Raw genomic sequence first — 16,655 nt, 5'->3', positions numbered from 1 at the left:
CAGTCCTCCCGAGCTGTAACGCTTTGGCGAACTCACGCCCCCGGAATCCGAAGTTGCCATGGCTGTGCTTGAAATACCACGCCATGAATACACCATGGACCGAGCGCACGTCGAGCCGGAGCCGGAAACGCGCGGCGGTCAATAGGTCTGGGTATGGTGGGATTTCTGGTGCGAGAGGAGTCCCCGGTGAAGCTGATCAGCGCAATCGCGTGTTCCACCGCCGCGATCGGAGGCTCCCTCGTCTTTCCGGGAACGGCTGCCGCTGTCGATGTGCACTGCCGATCCGAACACGGGACCGACATCACCGTCATCGACGGGGAGACGGCCTGCCGAGCGGCGACCGACAGTCACGGCCGAGCCACGGCCACAGCCACCGGCATCGACGGGGTCGGCTACGCCAACGCGACCCTCGGCGCGACGGCCATCGGCATCGGCGCGGCGGGAGGCGTCGGCGCGAGCTCGGGTGCCGGTGGAGTTCCGGTGGCGGTCGGCCTCGGCCCGGACGCCGTCGCGCTGACCTCGACCACCGACGATCCCGAGGCGCGGACGTTCGCGGTCTCGATCGCGTTCGAAGGGTCGCGAGCGGGGGTGGAGACCGCCGAACAAGCGGTCGTCTGCCTGGGCGTGGCTGCCTTCGCGTGGAACGCGGGTACCGGCGACGCATGCCTGGCCACGCCTTTCGGGCTCTGGCAGACCGACTGAACGAGTTACCCTGGTTGACCAGCCCGGATAACGGCGGTCAGGAGGTGACCCCATGGTTTCGGCAATGGCGGCGGACGGCTTCGAGCCCGCTGATTCCACGCGCGCGAAACTGGCGGCACCGCGCGAAATGCTGGTCGACCCGCGTTTCATCCGGCTGGCCGATCAGTTCTTCGGCATGTTCGCCCAGCCCGCGCGCGGGGGCGGCGCGCTGGCGGTCTACCTCGACGGCCGCCCCGTGGTCGACATCTGGGCCGGCTGGGCGGACAAGGAGCGCCGCTGGAACGGCGAAACCGTCGCGCTGACCTTCTCCACCGGCAAGGGCGTGGCCTCGACTGTGGTGCATCGCCTGGCCGAACGCGGGCTGATCGGCTACGACACACCGGTCGCCGAATACTGGCCGGAGTTCGCCGCGCACGGCAAAGACGACATCACGGTTCGTGACGTGCTGTGTCACCGCGCCGGCTTGCACCGGGTGCGCGGCCTGGTCCCCGGCCGCGAAGGCATCCTGAACTACGACGCCGTGGTGCGGGCGCTGGCCGACAGCCCGCCGGACCCCCGGCGCATCCGCACCTCCGGCTATCACGCGATCACCTTCGGCTGGCTGGTCGCCGAAATCGTGCAACGGGTGACGGGCGCGTCGTTCACCGATGTGCTGCGCAGCGAGATCGCCGAGCCGCTCGGCCTGGATGAGTACTGGTTCCGCGTCCCGGAATCCGAACGACACCGGATCGCCAAGATCTTCCGCCCCCTCGGTCCGCCGGGCATTCGCTGGAACACGGCCTCTTCGGTGCTGTCCTGGGTGCGGCCGGTGCGCGGGCTGGCCGAGGCCGGCATGCCGGAGAGCTTCGACGAGCTGGTCCGCGACCCCCGGGTGCACGACTCGGTGATGCCGGGCTGGAACGGGGTGTTCTCGGCGCGCGCGCTGGCGCGGATGTACGGGGCCTTGGCCAACGGCGGCGTCGTCTACGCGGGCCGGGCGGATCGGGGCGTGTACGGTGTCGGCGCGGCCGAATCAGAGCGGGTCGTGCGGTTCCTGGACCCGAAAACGATCGAGACGATCGGTCGGGTGCAGCCCGCCCAGAGCCGCGACTACGTGCTCGGCGTGCCGATTCGCTTCACGCTCGGCTATCACCGTCCGGTGCTGATGTCCAAGCAGCAACCACACCATGCGTTCGGCCATTACGGGGTGGGCGGCTCGGGCGCGTACGCCGACCTGGATCTCGGCATGTCGATCGCGTTCGTGACCAACGGGCTCGGCAGCATGGTGACCGCGCTCGGCGACGCCAGGCTGGCGCGACTGGCGGCAACGGCGCAGACCACGGTGCACAAGCACAAGCAGGCCGCACACTAGGCTCGGCCGCTTCTACGAGGCTGCCGGGCGCACCGAACCGGTGTGGTCGCGGGCTCTGCGCCGCACACCATCACTACCGGTCCGTATCGCCCGATTTCGTCCGCCATCCTCAGTGAGCTTCATCACTAACAGGTTTGTGGCGAACCATATTTCGCGACCGCTCGGCTACCGACTCGGCGCTGCGCGATCCCGCGTGACCGGGACGTTTCCCCTCATCTATACCCGACGTAATCAATTGTGACCTGAGCCACAACAACTCGCTGTGGTGAATAACTCTGAAATACAACTGGCTTCGGTACGCGCCGGGACGGTAGGAATGGACAACGGGTCGGGCCGTCGATACCAGTGGGGCCGCTCTTCTGACTCCGCGCTGAAATGAAAGATCTCGCTACGCGTGCGTCTGCGTGCGCGCGAGAGATGGAATGGACGATTAACCTATGCATGCCGCTTTGCACACCGGGTCGTTGCCTGCTCGCCGCAGGGGAGCGCGGCTGACCCGCCGGATGCGCGAGGGCGTCCTGCTGTCCGCCGCGATCGCGACGGCCGGTGTTCTGCTCGTCGCGCCCGCGCACGCCGAACCGATCCCGGGGATCGGCACCGGCTCGGCCGCCGCGGCCACCGAGCCCACCCCGCAGGCGAACTTCGCGCCGCCCTCGATCAACATCGCCGACGGCGAGGTCGTCGGCGTCGCACAGCCGATCATCATCACCTTCAAGGAACCGGTGACCGACCACGCCACCGCCGAGAAGGCCATTCAGATCACCTCGTCGAAGCCTGTTCCCGGCCACTTCTACTGGCGCGGCGACAAGCAGGTGCGCTGGCGGCCGAACGACTTCTGGCCGGACAACACCGACGTGCAGGTGCAGGCGGGCGGCACCACCAGCTCGTTCCGCATCGGTGACGCGTTCGTTGCGACCGCCGACGACGAGACCCACACCATCACCGTCACCCGCAACGGGGAGGTGGTGCGGGAAATGCCCACCTCGATGGGCAAGCCCAAGCACGAGACGCCGAACGGCATCTACATCGTCGGCGAGCAGCAGCGCAAGATGATCATGGACTCGTCGACCTACGGCGTGCCGATCACCGACCCCGAGGGCTACAAGCTCGAGGTCGAGTACGCCACCCGCATCTCCAACAGCGGCATCTTCGTGCACGCGGCTCCCTGGTCGGTCGCGCAGCAGGGCGTCTCCAACGCCAGCCACGGCTGCCTGAACGTCAGCACCGAAGACGGCAAGTGGTTCTTCGAGAACGCGCGGCGGGGCGACCCGGTGATCGTGCAGAACACCCAGGGCGGCACGCTCAGCGCGAGCGACGGATTGGGCGACTGGAACTGAGGGTCCGGCAACCCCGGGTCCACCTGAAGCCGAACACTACGAACGATTGCTCGAGGCGATCGGTCGTAGTGTTCGGCTTTTGCTTTCTTCAAGACCGCTCGGGCCCGGCAATCACCAGATCTTCACGCGCTCAGCGGGTTCCAGGTACAGCGCATCGCCGGGTTCGACGCCGAACGCCTCGTGGAAGCGGTCGATATTGCGCACGACGGCATTGCAGCGGAACTCCGGCGGCGAGTGCGGATCGGTGGCCAGGCGCCGAATGGCTTCCTCTGTGCGGGCTTTCGTGCGCCACACTTGCGCCCAGCCGTAGAACACCCGTTGCAGGCCGGTGAGCCCGTCGATCTCCGGCGCGTCGGCGCCGCCGAGCGAGATCTTGTACGCCTCCAGCGCGATGGAGAGGCCGCCGAGGTCACCGATGTTCTCGCCGATGGTGAACTGGCCGTTCACGGTGTGCTCGTCCGGCAGATCCTTGGGGGAGAGCACGTCGTACTGATCGATCAACGCCTTTGTCCGCTTGCCGAATTCGGCGCGGTCCTCGTCGGTCCACCAGTCGACCATGTTGCCGTCGCCGTCGTACTTCGCGCCCTGGTCGTCGAAGCCGTGCCCGATCTCGTGACCGATCACCGCGCCGATGCCGCCGTAGTTGGCCGCGTCGTCGGCGTTCATGTCGAAAAACGGCGGCTGGAGAATGGCGGCCGGGAAGACGATCTCGTTCATACCCGGGTTGTAGTAGGCGTTCACCGTCTGGGGCGTCATGAACCACTCGTCCCGGTCGACCGGACCGCCGAGCTTGCTCAACTCCCGATCGTGCTCGGCGGCGTAGCCTCTGCGGTAGTTGCCGACCAGGTCGGCCGGGTCGATCACCACGCCCGAGTAGTCCCGCCACTTGTCCGGATAGCCGATCTTCGGGGTGAACTTCTCCAGTTTCTCCAGCGCGGCGATCCTGGTGCCCTGGCCCATCCACTCCAGCTCGGCGATGTTGCGGCGGTAGGCCTCCTGCAGATTGGCCACCAACTCGACCATCCGTGCCTTGGCCTGCGGCGGGAAATGTTCGGCCACATACAGTTTGCCGACCGCCTCGCCCAGCAGGTCCTGCACCAGCGTGACGCCGCGCTTCCAGCGCTCCCGATTCTCCTCCGCGCCGGTGAGCGTGCGGCCGTAGAAGTCGAAGTTCTCCTCGACCACCTCGTCGGTCAGATACGGTGCACGCGAGCGCAGCACCCGCCACGCCGCCCATGCCCGCCAGTTCGCGAGCGGCTCGTCGGCCCAGAGCCGGGCGAACGTGCGCAGATAATCCGGCTGGCGGACGACCACCTCGGCGAACAGCTCGGACCCTGCCCCCTCGACGCCTTCGGCCAGCGCGGAAGTCCACGCGGCCCAGTCGAACTCGGGGTTTTCGGCGGCCAACGCGTCGAAGGTGGTCAGGTTGTACCTGAGTTCGGCGTCACGGCGGCGTACCACGTCCCAGTGCCCGGCGGCCAGTTTCCGCTCCAGCGCGAAGACGCGCTCGCCCACGGTGTCGAGTTCGTCCGGCAGCAGCCCGGCGACCTGCGGGTCGGCGGCAGCCAGGGCGAACATGCGGTTGATGTGCGCGATGTACTTCGCGCGGATCTCGGCGAACTCGTCCTGCCGGTAATACGACTCGTCGGGCAGGCCGATGCCGGACTGGGTGGCGTGCACCAGATAGCGGTCGGAGTCCTTGTCGTCGGTGTCGACGAACACGGCGACGGCGCCACCGACGCCGGTGCGCTGCAACCAGCCGAGCAGCGACGCGAAAGCCACCTTGTCGCCGACCTCGGCGATCGCGGCGAGTTCGGCGGCGATCGGCGCGAGCCCGGCGGCGGCCACCGCGTCGGTGTCCATGAAGCTGGAGTACAGGTCACCGATCTTGCGGGCGTCGCTGCCCGGCTCGGCGCCGGCGTCCGCGGCATTCTGGATGATTGCCTTGACGTCCAGCTCCGCCTGGTCGTACAGCGCGCGGAAGGCGCCGTCCACGGCCCGGTCGGCCGGGATCTTGTGCTCGGCCAGCCATTTGCCGTTTACGTGCGCGAACAAGTCATCCTGCACCCGCACGCCCTGGTCGAGGTAGGACAGATCGATACCGGAAGGACGGGTCGGTTCGGAAGTCACGGTCTCCAGTATGCCGATGTGGGGGATGAGTCGGCCCCCGGCCGCAGCCGACCGGGGGCGTCGAACAGGGAAATCAGGCAGGCAAGACGATGCAATCGAATTCGCCGTCGTAGGCGCCGAGCAGGAAGGCGTCCCACTCCTCGGGGGTGTAGACGAGGGTGATTCCGCCGTGACGCAGAGTGGTGTGACCGTTGGCGGCGGTGTGTGCGCGCAGTTCGCCATTCGATCGCCCGCGGGTGCGCAGGGTATCGAGGAACGCGGTCCATTCGGCTGCGGTGACGGTGATGACGGGCTCTTCGGCGGGGCGGTTCGCCGGGTCGCGGCGATATTTGCTGTCACGGATGAGCACCGCATCACCATCGAACCGGACCTCGACGCATTGGTTGCCATTGTTCGATCTGGTCGATGTGAACCAGCCGGTACGTACCGGCCGCGCGGTGATGGCCATGGGCAGGATTTTACACGCCGGAATAGCGTCTGATCAGGGCCAATGAGTCCAACCGTGACAACGATTGGTCCACCGCGCGCAGGTAGGCGAAGCGTAGATCGCGGACCAGATCCGGGTCCTCGACGGCCCCGCCGAACACCGCGCTCTCCACCCAGCCGAAGGTGGGCAGTTGCTCGCCGGCGAAGTCGATGAGGTGGAAGCTGGACCCGCCGAGTACCGCGCCCGCGGTGGCCGCGAACGGGATCACGCGCACCTCGACGGTGTCCAGTTCTTCGATCAGATCGGCCAGGTAGCGCAACTGTCCCCGCAATACGTCCGGGCCGCCGGTCTGCTGGAGCAGAGTGCCCTCACCGAACACCGCGGTCAACTCGACCGGGTCCGCGCCGCGCAGCCGCTCTTGGCGCCGCATCCGGATCGCCACCAGCTGCTCGACCTGGACAGGCCGGATCATCACGTCGGCGCTGATCAACGCGCGAGCGTAGTCCTCGGTCTGCAGCAGCCCCGGAACGACGAGGCTGTCGTAGCTGCGGATGCTCTGCGCACCGTATTCCATGCCGTAGAGCCGCTGCAGCTCCGGTCCGATCAACGCCGAGGACCTCGCCCACCATCCGCGCTGCTTGCTGGCCTCGAGCAAGGCGAGCAGCTCCGCGCGCTCCTCGGCTTCCACCTCCAGCAGTTCGAGCACCGGGCCGATGGTCTCGGTGGTCAGTACGCGCCTGCCTTTCTCCACGTGCGACCAGTTGGCCGGCGTGAAGCCCACCCGCCTGGCGAAGCCCGCGGAGTCGAACCCGCGCTGTTCACGCAGTTCCCGCAGCCGAAGCACCAGTTCCCAGCGGGCAACGGTGGGCGAGACGGGTGCCATGTGTGGGGATGCTACGCCCACTCCGCCGCGCGGTCGTGGTGACTATTGTCAAGTGACTTGCCCAGGACTAGGGTCGGGTCCAGCGATCGATTCTTCCGAGCACGCGTCCACCACAGCGAGGCGAGGTTGTTCGTCATGAGTACATCGCGCATCCAATCGGGCAGGCATCTGGCGTCCACGGATTTCCCGTCGATCCAGGACGCGTTCGCTCGCTGCCGTCGCTACCGCGATGACAACGGGCTCTACGGTCTCGTTGACCCGCTCCTCGGTCGCATCATGCTGGAAGTGGGCTCGGTCGGCGCGGTCGTGATGCCGAGCGGGTTCGGCCGACAGGTGCGCGAGCGGCTGGCCGCGGGGCCCGAGGCCCGGCCGGGGCCGATCATCGCGCATCCGCGCGCGGATCGCTGGACTTTCCTGACCGGGCCTACAGACAACTCGTACCTGGATACCGGACTGTTCACCGACCTTTTCCGGGTCTGCGCCTCGATCGGGTTGCCGGGCAGCCATATCGTGCTGCCCTCACCCACCGACGAGCACAGCGGCTACCGAACCTGGGTCGCGGCGCCCGACGGCGACTTCCGCCGTGATTTCGCCGAGGTGATCGCCACGACCCGGGCGTGCGCGGCGGCTACCGGGGCGTCGGCGCGGGCGGTGGAGTGAGCGTGATGCTGAACTTGTCCTCCAGCTTCTGATTCCACTCGCGCTCGCACCGCTCGATCTCGGCCTGGTCGTTGCCCGCCTTGTTCACACAGTCCACGAAGTCTTTTCCGCCCGAGTCGACGAAGAAGCTGTAACCCACGATGGTGAGCAGGATGGCGCCGACGATGCCCAGCGCGCCGAGGACCACACCGGTGATCGCCATCCCCATGCCTCCGGCGGTGCCCGCACGGGCCTTGAACACCGCGACGATCCCGAGGATGACGGCCAAGATGCCGAAGAGGTAGCCGCCGACGACCGTCCAGAAGAACAGCAGCGCGAGGATGCCGAGCACCAGCGCGGTGATCGCCAGGCCCCTGCCTTTCGGCGATTCCTGCCAGTAGGCGGGGCCGCCCGGGTACTGGCCGCCCGGCGGCTGCGGATATTGCCCGGGCGGCGGGTACTGGCCGGGCGGCGGGGGCGGATATTGCGACATGGACTTCCTCTCCGTCGGTGCCTCGCGATGCTCGGTCCGGACGAGGTGGTCCGGAGGTGCGCGGCGGTCGCCTACTGATCGCGCTCCCCGCGGACGGATGTTAATGCGAAACGGCTACTGGGCGCCCAGCCTCGCGTGCATCTCCCAAACCAAGATTTCCGAAGGCCTGCGCGCCACCACACGTTGGCCTCCCGACCTGGTCAAACGCACCGCGTCCCCCTCGTAGAGCGGGCCGACACCCTCCATGTCCACCTCCCCGCGCGCCACGAACAAATGCAAGTACGGCGCATCGGGCAGATCGATCACCTGCTCGCCCGACTCCGCGCCGGCCATCCGCGCCACATGCAGCGCCGAATGGCTGCTGTTGATGGCGATGGCAGTCCGATCGCGGTACCGGGGCAGTCCCGAGGCGACCGTCACCAGGCCACCGCCTGCCAGTTCGTCATCGATTTCGAGCTGCTCGTAGCCGGGGGTGAGACCCGGTTCGTCGGGCACGACCCACATCTGCACGAAATGCACGGGCTCGTCGTGTTCGGGGGCTCGGCCGTCCAACCGCCACGCGTCGTTCTTCTCAGAATGCAGGATGCCGGTGCCCGCGCTCATACGCTGGGCCAGCCCCGGATAGATGACGCCGCTGTGGCCCAGGGAATCCTGGTGCACCAGACTGCCCCCTAGCACCCAGGTGACGATCTCCATGTCCCGATGCGGGTGGGTGTCGAAACCCTGGCCCGGGGAGACGACGTCTTCGTTGTTGACCAGCAGCAGGCCGTGGTGGGTGTTGTCGGGATCGTAGTGCTCCCCGAAGGAGAACGAATGCTTCGAATCCAGCCAGGAGACCCGCGTCTTCATGCGGTCGCCGCCACGGTGGACATCGATGTGTGGTGTCGTGAGTGTGGACATCATGGTCCTCCTCTCGGGACCGTGCACCGATCGCCATTCAGGGTAGGAGCACTTCCACCGCGGTACTCCACATTCCTAGTAAATTGTGCCGCACTCGGCATTTTACGCGAGCGACCGGAAGGTGAACGGGAGGCGAGCAGAACCAACCGGTACGTCGAAACGTCGGGCCACCTCGTCGGATATCGCGGTCCGGTCCCGATTGCCAAGCGCCGCAACGCCGCCCGGAGGTAACGACGTGCTCCAGCCCGATGACCTCGCCCGGATCGAGCAGCAACTCCGCAGCGAAGCGCGTCGCGATGGCATCGCGCATTTCGTGGTCGGCGTCGCCGTGTTCCGCGAAAACCTGCTCCTGGTGGTGCGCCGAGTCGCGGACGACTATCACGGCGGTATGTACGAACTGCCCGGAGGAGGTGTCGAATCGGGGGAGACATTCGCCGAGTGCGTCGAGCGGGAATTGCTGGAGGAAACGGGGTTGCGGATGCGCGCCGTCACCGACTTCCTCGACGGATTCGATTACGCGACCCGGACCAAGTCGAAAGTGCGGAAATATTGCTTCGTCGTGGAGGCGGAGCCAGGCGATGTCGCCCTCGCGCCAGGGGAGCACGACGCGTTCGCGTGGATCGACGCTACCGCGCTCGACGAGCTGCCGATGGCGCCGGATATGCGGCGGATGGTGAGCATGCTGGTCGACCGGGTCTGACTCGCGCGCCGCGTCCTTCGCGCCCGACGCGCGAGCGTGCGGCGACGTCGGCGAACGCAGTACGCTCGCGGACGTGTCGACTGGTCCCGCCGAAGGCCTCACTCCCGCGGAGCAACGGCCGGGTGGACTGCGCGCCACACTTCGGGCAAGCCCGGGCGTGTCGCGGCTGGCCGTTGTGCGTTTCGCCGGGCAGTTCGGCGACGGGATGTTCCAGGCGGCGCTGTCGGGCGCGATCCTGTTCAATCCGGAGCGGCAGACCGATCCGACGGCCATCGCGGCGGGCTTCGCGGTACTTCTGCTGCCGTATTCGCTGATCGGCCCGTACGCGGGCGCGCTGCTGGATCGTTGGGACCGGCGCACCGTGCTGCTGGTGGCCAACGTACTGCGCGCCGTTCTGATCGCGCTGGTGAGCGCGGGCCTGCTGGCCGGGGTCGGCGAGACGCCGCTGCTGCTGCTGGCTTTGGCTGTGGTCGGCGTCAGCCGTTTCGTCCTGGCGGGGGTCTCGGCGGCGCTGCCGCGGATACTGCCGCAGGAGTGGCTGGTGCCGATGAACTCGGTGCTGGCCACGGTCGCGTCCGGATGCGCCGGATTGGGCGCGGCCATGGCGGTGGGAATCATCGGGCTGATCGGGGCGGGAGACTGGGCCTCGGCGGTCGCGGTCACCATCAGCGGCGCCGGGTCGGTGCTCGGTGCGGCCTTGGCGGCGGGGTTCCGGCCGCGGGCGCTCGGTCCCGCGCCGGACGCGGCGAAGGGGGACAACACCGTGCACGCGATCGCCACCGGTCTGCGTACCGGCGCGACGGCGGTGTGGGAGTCCAGAGCGGTCACGACCGCGATGCTGGGCATCGGCACGCATCGGATCGTCTTCGGCGTCAATACGCTGATCATGGTGCTGGTGTTACGCCAGACTCCGATCGACGGCTCCGGACTCAGCGGGGGCTTGGTCGGCTTCGGCGTCGCGATCGCCGCCACCGCGGCGGGCATGCTGGTGGCCGCCGGCGTCGCGCCACTGCTCATCCCCCGGCTGGGACGGGCGCGCACCGTGGTCGTCGGCCTGATCACCGCGATGCTGGTGCAACTGACGCTGGTCACGCCGATCGCGTTCGCAGACTCGGGCGCCGCGGTGGAGCGTGCGCACCAACTTCTCCTGGCCGGCGCCTTCCTCCTCGGACTCGCCGGACAGACGATCAAGCTGACCGGTGACGCGACCATGCAGATCGATATCGACGACGCCCGCCGCGGTCAGGTGTTCGCGCTGCAGGACACCGTCTTCAACGTCGCGTTCGTGCTGGCGATCGCGGCCGCGGCCCTGATCGTTCCGGCCGACGGCCGATCGGCGGGGGTGGTGCTGGCCGGCGCCGCGATCTACGCCGCGGGCATCGTGGCCATCGCGTTGAACACGCGACGCGGCGCGATCAGCTGAAAGACGGTTCGTCGCCGGATTTTCGCTCGTCTTCGCGGCTCAGCCAGTGCGCGAGGTGCTCGGGCAGCGCGTCTGGCACCGCGCCGCCGGGCCGTGCGGCCGCACGATCGGAATCCGGTAGTCGAGTGTCGCCGAGCAGACGATCCGGCACGTCCGCGTCGGTGCGGACGATCCAGTCGAGCGGCTCGCTGTCCGCATCGCCGGGCAGACCCGTGATCTCGTGGTTCCACGTGCCGAGGCCGGTGGGATCGGTGAAGAAATGGTCGAGCACACCGTCGTCGTCGAGATCCAGCGCCGCGATGTCGGCGCGGCCCGAGCCTGCCGTGTCCCACAGCGCGTCGTCGGCGATGCCGTCGCCGTCGAAATCCAGCCGCACCGCGTCGGCCGCGCCCGTATTGCCGAGTTCCAGATCGGCCTCGCTGGTCCAGACATGCACGGGTCCGTCACCGGTACCGAACACGTACTCGATCTCGTTCATATGTCTTTGGACGCGCCCGCCGCGACGCCGGTTCCATCACGTGGGCTTTTTCGATTCGCCGTCCCCCGTTCGCGGGCCTTGTTCCGGTAAGTTGACCTGTCAGCGGCCGACCGACAGGAGTCCACACGACATGGGTTTTCCGGTGCACGACCCCGACGCGGTACGACAACTGCTGGGCGCGTGGAAGACTCGGTCCGCCACCGGGCGTCCGACCACCGGATAGCCGCGGCCGGGCGGACCTGATGCGCGAATCCGGAATCAAATCCCCCTGTGCACCGGCCCTGTTCGGCGCACTGCTCGTCGGCGCCCTCACCGTGCCGATGCCCGCCGCGCAGGCCGCACCGTTCCCCTGGGCGCCCCCGCCGGTGAACAGCTGCGGCGAGATCGGATTCGACCCGCTCAACCGCGAGCCGGATCCCGCGCAACCCCCGCCGCCGCCGCTGCCCCCGCAGATCAACATCCCGGTGCCGATTCCGGAACTCACGCCGGTTCCCGTGCCCGATCCGCCGCAGGACAACACACGGATCGTGCCCGACCCGTTGCCCGCGAATCCGTGCGACAACCCGTGCCCGGACATCAGGGACAACCCGAAGCACCCCGAGCCGGATCCCGAGCCGAGCCCGACGCCCGAGACCGGGGCCGACGAGGGGACCGGTTCGAGTTCCGGCTCCTCCGGCTCCGCGTCGGGATCCGGTTCGAGCAGTGGTCCAGGCACCGGTTCCAGCTCGGGTTCCGGCGAGCCGGTCAAACTGCCGCGCATCGAATTCGAGCCGGAGGTCGAGCCGATCCCGGTCCCGGTGCCCGGCGGTCCCGGCGAGGAGCCCCAGCCCGCTCCACCGCATGTGGTGCATCCGGCCGAACCGGGCCCGCTCGCGGCCCCGGTGGCCGCGCCGATGGTCGAGTCGGTGCGGCTGGTCGAGCAGGTGACCGGGCACGGCTCGCAGAACCGCACCGACATGCGCTGGCAGGTCGACGGAACCGACCTGGGGCTGATGTGGGAGACGGAGCCCGGCGAGGTCGCCGTGGTCTTCGGCGACACCTTCGGTAAAGGCTGGGGCGGTGGCGGCGCGGGCAACGACGACCAGGATTGGCGCAGCAACGTCATCGGTTTCAGCACCGACAGCGATCTGTCCGACGGCTTGACGCTCGATACCTTCGCGCAGGACAGCCGGTGCCACGCCGCGGAGATCCTGGGCAGCCGCAAGATCAAGAACTGGGAGACCACCACCATCCCCACCTCCGGTTTCGCCGTCGGGAACCGGCAGTACCTCAGCTACATGTCGGTGAACAGGTGGAGCCGTATCCCCGGCCTGTGGTGGACCAACTACGGCGGCATCGCCTACTCCGACGATCGTGGGCGCACCTGGAAGAAAGACCAGCATGCCAAGTGGGAGAACTTCTTCGGTCTGGGCAGGTTCCAGGTCGCGGCGATGGTGCCCCACGGCGAGCACGTCTACATGTTCGGCACGCCCAACGGACGCATCGGCGTGATCGGCTTGGCCCGCGTGCCCAAGCGCCACATCCTGAACAAGTCCGCCTATCAGTACTGGGTAGGTGGCAGTTGGGCTCCCGCCGCCGAGAACCAGGCCACCCCATTGGTGCTCGGCATGGCCAGTGAGCTGTCGGTGCGCTACGACCAGGAGACCGAGCAGTGGCAGATGGTCTACCTGGATTCGGCGCGGGGCGCGATCGTTCTGCGTACCGCGGCAAGCCCGCAGGGGGCCTGGACGGACGCGATCCCGCTGGTGTCCACCGCCGACTATCCGAAGTCCTACGGCGGGTTCATCCATCCGTGGTCGACCAGCGAGGACCTGTACTTTGTCCTCTCGGAGTGGGACAGCTACAACGTATATCTCATGCACGCCCGGCTGAATCCGAGCGCGAGCCGGATTCAGCCGGCACGCTCGAACCGCACGGGCTGACCCGGGCGCGCCTGCGCGACCGCGTCCACGTCGGCGTCGACGACCACCGCGATCACCGGATACCCGCCCGTGACCGGATGATCGGCGAGGAAGACGACCGGCTGTCCGCTCGGCGGCACCTGGATCGAGCCGAGGGCCATGCCTTCGGTCGGCAGTTCGCGAGTGACAGCGCGGGTCAGCGGCTGCCCGGCCCGGCGATCCAACCGTGCGCCGACCCGGTCGGTATCGGCGGATACCTCCCATTCGCCGTGGAACAAGGCGGTGGCGTCGGTGAACCAGTCGTCGCGCGGACCGAGTACGGCGCGCACGGTGAGGACGTCAGCGGGCAAATCGGCGACAGGGGCGAGGTCCACCACCGGAATGGTGCGCGGAGAAGGCCCGACCGGCAGACGATCGCCCTTCGCCAGAGGCTCCGGCCCCAGTCCGGACAGGGTGTCGCGGCTGCGAGACCCGAGCGTCTTCGGCACATCGATGCCGCCACGCACCGCGATGTAGCTGCGCAGTCCGGTGGACGCGTAACCGAGCCGCAGCGCCTGCCCGGGCTCGAGTTCCAGCACGCTCGCGTGGCCGACGGGCCTGCCGTCGACGGTAGCGGGCGCGGGCGCGCCGGTGACGGCCAGCATGACGTGCTCCTCGGCGTGCAGGGCGAGCCCGCCGAGCAGCACCTCGATGGCCGCGTGACCCTCCGGATTGCCGACCAGCCGATTGGCCAACCGCAACGACCCGCGATCGGCCGCCCCAGCGGGACCGACACCGGAATCGAACCAGCCCGGCCGCCCGAGATCTTGGATGGTCGCGAACGGACCCACCTGCTCGACGACGATCATCCGCCACCCCCCGCGTCGAGGAATCGGACCGTGGCGCCCGCGCGAATCAACGCGGGCGGGTCGCGCTCGGCATCCCACATCCTGAGGTCGGTGGTCCCGATCAGCTGCCACCCGCCGGGTGTGCTGCGTGGATACACGGCGCTGTATCCACCGGCGAGTGCTACCGCACCCGCCGGAATCGACGTACGCGCCTGGGCTCTGCGCGGAACCGACAGCCTGCCGTCGGGCGATTCCAGGTAGCCGAAGCCCGGCGCGAATCCGACGAAAGCACACCGCCACACCGTGCCGGTGTGCGCGGCCACCACTTCCGCGGTCGTGAGTTCCAATGCCCGGGCGACGTCATCGAGGTCGGCGCCGTCGTAGCGCACCGGAATCGACACCGGGTCGGCACCGAATGCCAGGTCCGGCAATGTTCCACGGGAAACACCGGGCGACTGCTCGGCGTGCAGCGCGACCAGCAGCGTTGTCAACACCCTGCGGACGGCTTCGGCGTCACGGGGTGAATCGAGCGTGAGCAGTACCGTTTCCGCGGCGGGGAGCAGGTCCTGCACGCCGGGCACCGGGCGGTCCCGCAGCGCGGTGACGAGTGCCGCGACCACCTCGCGCCGCTGCGGCGTGATCAGCAGCGCCCGATCACCCGCCGCGCGGATCGCGTCCTCCGCCGCCTTCCGCTCCGCGTGGGTTCCCGCGCCCTTCGTCGTCATATCCAGGCCGTCATATCCACGCCTCAGCCGAACGGCTCCACCGGCACGCCGACCTCGTCCAGCGCGGTGCGGATGTGCCGCGCCATCTCCACGGCGGCGGGCGAATCACCGTGCACGCAGATGCTCGCGGCACGCACCGCGACCTCGCTGGAGCCATCGGCCGTCCGCACGGCGCCGGACTTGGCGATCGAGACCGCCTGGGCGACGGCCTCCCGCGGACCCAACACCGCCCCGGCCGCACCGCGTGCGGCCAGCGAGCCATCGGGCGTGTAGGCCCGGTCGGCGAAACCTTCGCCGACGAATCGCACTCCGGCTGCCTGGGCCGCCGACTCCAACTGGGTGCCCGCCGGGCCCAGCAGGGCCAGCCGCGGGTCGTACTCCGCGATCGCGGCCAGCACTGCGTCGGCCAGCTGCCGATCTCGCGCGGCCGAGTGATAGAGCGCCCCATGCGGTTTCACGTAGCGGACCCGGTCGCCCGCGGCCTTCGCGAAAGCGTCCAGGCCGCCGATCTGATACAGCACCTCGTCGCGCAGCTCACCGGGCGCGACCGCGATCTCTCGCCGCCCGAAACCGGCCAGGTCGCGATAACCGACGTGGGCGCCGATCCGAACACCCTTCTCGACCGCGAGAGCGCAGGTCCTGCGCATGATCGCAGGGTCGCCCGCGTGGAATCCGCAGGCGATGTTCGCACTGGTGACGATGTCGAGCATGGCGGCGTCGTCGCCCATCGTCCACGGACCGAAGCCCTCGCCGAGATCACTGTTCAGGTCCAGCGCCATGTGCGTCCTCCCAGCAGTGTGTCGCAGGCGGCCTTCCGATTCTCGTGCCCGAGCGTGGCCCTCGGCAAGGACGTCCGGTCCGCGCGAGGTGGATCACAACGCGCGGGTCCGGACCGCCGCGCCAAGTACGCTCAGTCCAATCATGGCCACGTATTTCGATCCGAAGTCCTGGTCGCCCATGCGGGCCGTCGACCTCGGAAAGCGCCTGTTCGATCAATCCTGGCTGGAGCAGTGGGTCGCGCTCAGCACCGCCTGGGTGGATCCGGTCGCCGACCTCGGCGCGGGCACCGTCACGGCGCTGCTGCCGGACGTGCTGATGACCATGCTCAGCGAGGGCATCCTGAGTCGGTTCGGCGGGCAGGAGGTCAGCGCGACCCTGCTGGGTCACGATCTGCACGCCACCTTGCAAGTGCTGAAGGTGCGTCGCCGCGGCGCGCACTTCCAGACCAAGACGGTGCTGTCGCGGCTGCGCTGGGACGATCACCCGATCGAGGCCGTGACCGTCATCGCACACGGCGTCCGCCTGATTCCGGGCGTGCCGACAAAGATCCGTACCGCCCGGCTCGACCTCGACGGCACCGTCAGCACCGCGGCGCTGGTCGGATGGCTCAACACCCAGCCACTGGACTGGGCCCTGGACGTGCACCCGAGCGGACTGATCCGAGCCCGGCACCGCCGACGGCTGCTGACCGCCCTGGTGGACGCGTCGATCAGGGACAACCGACTGGACATCGACGTACGCGCTGCGAGCTGGTTCGGCGTCCGGATACCGCGACGGATGATCGACGTTCCCGCCGTTCCGCTCGAGCACCTGCCCAAGGACGCGCGGATCGCGCGTGCCGATCGGGAGGGCGACCTGATCCGTTTCCGCGTCGAACTGCCGGAGATCACCGGGTCGTTCGACCTGGCCCAGATGCGCTCGGCGATCTTGGCGGGTACCACCCTGATCGTGTTCTGACC

General features: G+C 68.4%; 17 protein-coding genes. 8 read left to right on the top strand and 9 right to left on the bottom strand.

Annotation, left to right across the window (positions count from 1 at the left end):
• The first annotated feature begins 186 nt into the window (after positions 1–186).
• The 3 genes from GVY39_RS11155 (at position 187) to GVY39_RS11145 (ending at position 3,390) form a co-directional block, all read left to right on the top strand.
• Positions 187–702 (top strand): DUF6764 family protein, encoded by a 516-nt coding sequence (locus tag GVY39_RS11155; RefSeq protein ID WP_159923532.1) that lies wholly within the window; start codon positions 187–189, stop codon positions 700–702.
• A gap of 64 nt (positions 703–766) precedes the next feature.
• Positions 767–2,053, top strand: coding sequence for a serine hydrolase domain-containing protein (locus GVY39_RS11150; protein WP_195069966.1), 1,287 nt, complete (start codon positions 767–769; stop codon positions 2,051–2,053).
• Between the two features lie 437 nt (positions 2,054–2,490).
• Positions 2,491–3,390 (top strand): L,D-transpeptidase, encoded by a 900-nt coding sequence (locus tag GVY39_RS11145; RefSeq protein ID WP_159923536.1) that lies wholly within the window; start codon positions 2,491–2,493, stop codon positions 3,388–3,390.
• 111 nt (positions 3,391–3,501) lie between these two features.
• Here GVY39_RS11145 and GVY39_RS11140 read toward each other — a convergent pair whose 3' ends face one another.
• The 3 genes from GVY39_RS11140 to GVY39_RS11130 form a co-directional block, all read right to left on the bottom strand.
• Entirely contained in the window at positions 3,502–5,520 is a 2,019-nt protein-coding gene (locus GVY39_RS11140; RefSeq protein ID WP_159923538.1) for a M13 family metallopeptidase, read from the bottom strand.
• Between the two features lie 73 nt (positions 5,521–5,593).
• Positions 5,594–5,968: a DUF397 domain-containing protein gene (locus GVY39_RS11135; protein WP_159923540.1), complete on the bottom strand. Its 375-nt coding sequence runs from the start codon at positions 5,966–5,968 to the stop codon at positions 5,594–5,596.
• 10 nt (positions 5,969–5,978) lie between these two features.
• A complete protein-coding gene (locus tag GVY39_RS11130) occupies positions 5,979–6,830 on the bottom strand; it encodes a Scr1 family TA system antitoxin-like transcriptional regulator (RefSeq protein WP_159923542.1) in 852 nt (283 codons plus the stop codon).
• A gap of 135 nt (positions 6,831–6,965) precedes the next feature.
• On the opposite strand from GVY39_RS11130, the gene GVY39_RS11125 reads away from it, so the two are divergent.
• Positions 6,966–7,490 (top strand): hypothetical protein, encoded by a 525-nt coding sequence (locus GVY39_RS11125; protein ID WP_159923544.1) that lies wholly within the window; start codon positions 6,966–6,968, stop codon positions 7,488–7,490.
• Here GVY39_RS11125 and GVY39_RS11120 read toward each other — a convergent pair.
• Complete coding sequence (locus GVY39_RS11120; RefSeq protein ID WP_159923546.1) at positions 7,459–7,962, bottom strand: DUF4190 domain-containing protein; 504 nt, start codon at positions 7,960–7,962, stop codon at positions 7,459–7,461. The two genes, GVY39_RS11125 and GVY39_RS11120, sit on opposite strands and share 32 nt — an antisense overlap.
• Positions 7,963–8,076: 114 nt before the next feature.
• Positions 8,077–8,862, bottom strand: coding sequence for a pirin-like bicupin family protein (locus GVY39_RS11115; protein WP_159923644.1), 786 nt, complete (start codon positions 8,860–8,862; stop codon positions 8,077–8,079).
• Between the two features lie 235 nt (positions 8,863–9,097).
• Here GVY39_RS11115 and GVY39_RS11110 point away from each other — a divergent pair, with 235 nt between their 5' ends.
• Both GVY39_RS11110 and GVY39_RS11105 read left to right on the top strand, forming a co-directional pair.
• Entirely contained in the window at positions 9,098–9,562 is a 465-nt protein-coding gene (locus tag GVY39_RS11110) for an NUDIX hydrolase (RefSeq protein WP_236565416.1), read from the top strand.
• 73 nt (positions 9,563–9,635) lie between these two features.
• The gene (locus GVY39_RS11105) at positions 9,636–10,985 is read left to right on the top strand and encodes an MFS transporter (protein WP_321209631.1); all 1,350 of its coding nucleotides are present in this window, start codon (positions 9,636–9,638) and stop codon (positions 10,983–10,985) included.
• Here the strand turns inward: GVY39_RS11105 and GVY39_RS11100 are convergent.
• Complete coding sequence (locus GVY39_RS11100) at positions 10,978–11,463, bottom strand: hypothetical protein (RefSeq protein ID WP_159923550.1); 486 nt, start codon at positions 11,461–11,463, stop codon at positions 10,978–10,980. The genes GVY39_RS11105 and GVY39_RS11100 overlap by 8 nt on opposite strands.
• Before the next feature lie 242 nt (positions 11,464–11,705).
• Here GVY39_RS11100 and GVY39_RS11095 point away from each other — a divergent pair, with 242 nt between their 5' ends.
• Entirely contained in the window at positions 11,706–13,385 is a 1,680-nt protein-coding gene (locus tag GVY39_RS11095; RefSeq protein ID WP_159923552.1) for a DUF4185 domain-containing protein, read from the top strand.
• Here GVY39_RS11095 and GVY39_RS11090 read toward each other — a convergent pair.
• Genes GVY39_RS11090 through GVY39_RS11080 form a run of 3 tightly spaced genes read right to left on the bottom strand, consistent with a single transcriptional unit; the run spans position 13,355 to position 15,695 of the window.
• Positions 13,355–14,212 (bottom strand): biotin-dependent carboxyltransferase family protein, encoded by an 858-nt coding sequence (locus tag GVY39_RS11090; protein ID WP_159923554.1) that lies wholly within the window; start codon positions 14,210–14,212, stop codon positions 13,355–13,357. The two genes, GVY39_RS11095 and GVY39_RS11090, sit on opposite strands and share 31 nt — an antisense overlap.
• Positions 14,209–14,916, bottom strand: a complete 708-nt coding sequence (locus GVY39_RS11085; protein ID WP_159923556.1) for an allophanate hydrolase subunit 1 — start codon at positions 14,914–14,916, stop codon at positions 14,209–14,211. The genes GVY39_RS11090 and GVY39_RS11085 overlap by 4 nt, the downstream gene beginning before the upstream one ends.
• 23 nt (positions 14,917–14,939) lie before the next feature.
• Positions 14,940–15,695: a LamB/YcsF family protein gene (locus GVY39_RS11080; RefSeq protein ID WP_159923558.1), complete on the bottom strand. Its 756-nt coding sequence runs from the start codon at positions 15,693–15,695 to the stop codon at positions 14,940–14,942.
• A 142-nt stretch (positions 15,696–15,837) separates the two neighbouring features.
• Between GVY39_RS11080 and GVY39_RS11075 the strand changes: the two genes are divergently transcribed.
• Positions 15,838–16,653, top strand: coding sequence for a hypothetical protein (locus tag GVY39_RS11075; protein ID WP_159923560.1), 816 nt, complete (start codon positions 15,838–15,840; stop codon positions 16,651–16,653).
• Positions 16,654–16,655 lie beyond the last annotated feature (2 nt).

The organism is Nocardia sp. CY15, assembly GCF_009829295.1.
In the GTDB taxonomy this organism is placed as follows: Bacteria; Actinomycetota; Actinomycetes; order Mycobacteriales; family Mycobacteriaceae; genus Nocardia; species Nocardia sputi.
The sequence above is the reverse complement of the archived record's forward strand: the minus strand, read 5'-3'. Positions and strand labels throughout refer to the sequence as shown.

Coding starts and splice junctions, on each gene's coding strand:
- GVY39_RS11095 (WP_159923552.1), top strand. CDS start 11,706: ATGCGCGAATCCGGAATCAAATCCCCCTGTGCACCGGCCCTGTTCGGC.
- GVY39_RS11130 (WP_159923542.1), bottom strand. CDS start 6,830: ATGGCACCCGTCTCGCCCACCGTTGCCCGCTGGGAACTGGTGCTTCGG.
- GVY39_RS11150 (WP_195069966.1), top strand. CDS start 767: ATGGCGGCGGACGGCTTCGAGCCCGCTGATTCCACGCGCGCGAAACTG.
- GVY39_RS11125 (WP_159923544.1), top strand. CDS start 6,966: ATGAGTACATCGCGCATCCAATCGGGCAGGCATCTGGCGTCCACGGAT.
- GVY39_RS11145 (WP_159923536.1), top strand. CDS start 2,491: ATGCATGCCGCTTTGCACACCGGGTCGTTGCCTGCTCGCCGCAGGGGA.
- GVY39_RS11115 (WP_159923644.1), bottom strand. CDS start 8,862: ATGTCCACACTCACGACACCACACATCGATGTCCACCGTGGCGGCGAC.
- GVY39_RS11100 (WP_159923550.1), bottom strand. CDS start 11,463: ATGAACGAGATCGAGTACGTGTTCGGTACCGGTGACGGACCCGTGCAT.
- GVY39_RS11120 (WP_159923546.1), bottom strand. CDS start 7,962: ATGTCGCAATATCCGCCCCCGCCGCCCGGCCAGTACCCGCCGCCCGGG.
- GVY39_RS11075 (WP_159923560.1), top strand. CDS start 15,838: ATGGCCACGTATTTCGATCCGAAGTCCTGGTCGCCCATGCGGGCCGTC.
- GVY39_RS11085 (WP_159923556.1), bottom strand. CDS start 14,916: ATGACGACGAAGGGCGCGGGAACCCACGCGGAGCGGAAGGCGGCGGAG.
- GVY39_RS11080 (WP_159923558.1), bottom strand. CDS start 15,695: ATGGCGCTGGACCTGAACAGTGATCTCGGCGAGGGCTTCGGTCCGTGG.
- GVY39_RS11135 (WP_159923540.1), bottom strand. CDS start 5,968: ATGGCCATCACCGCGCGGCCGGTACGTACCGGCTGGTTCACATCGACC.
- GVY39_RS11090 (WP_159923554.1), bottom strand. CDS start 14,212: ATGATCGTCGTCGAGCAGGTGGGTCCGTTCGCGACCATCCAAGATCTC.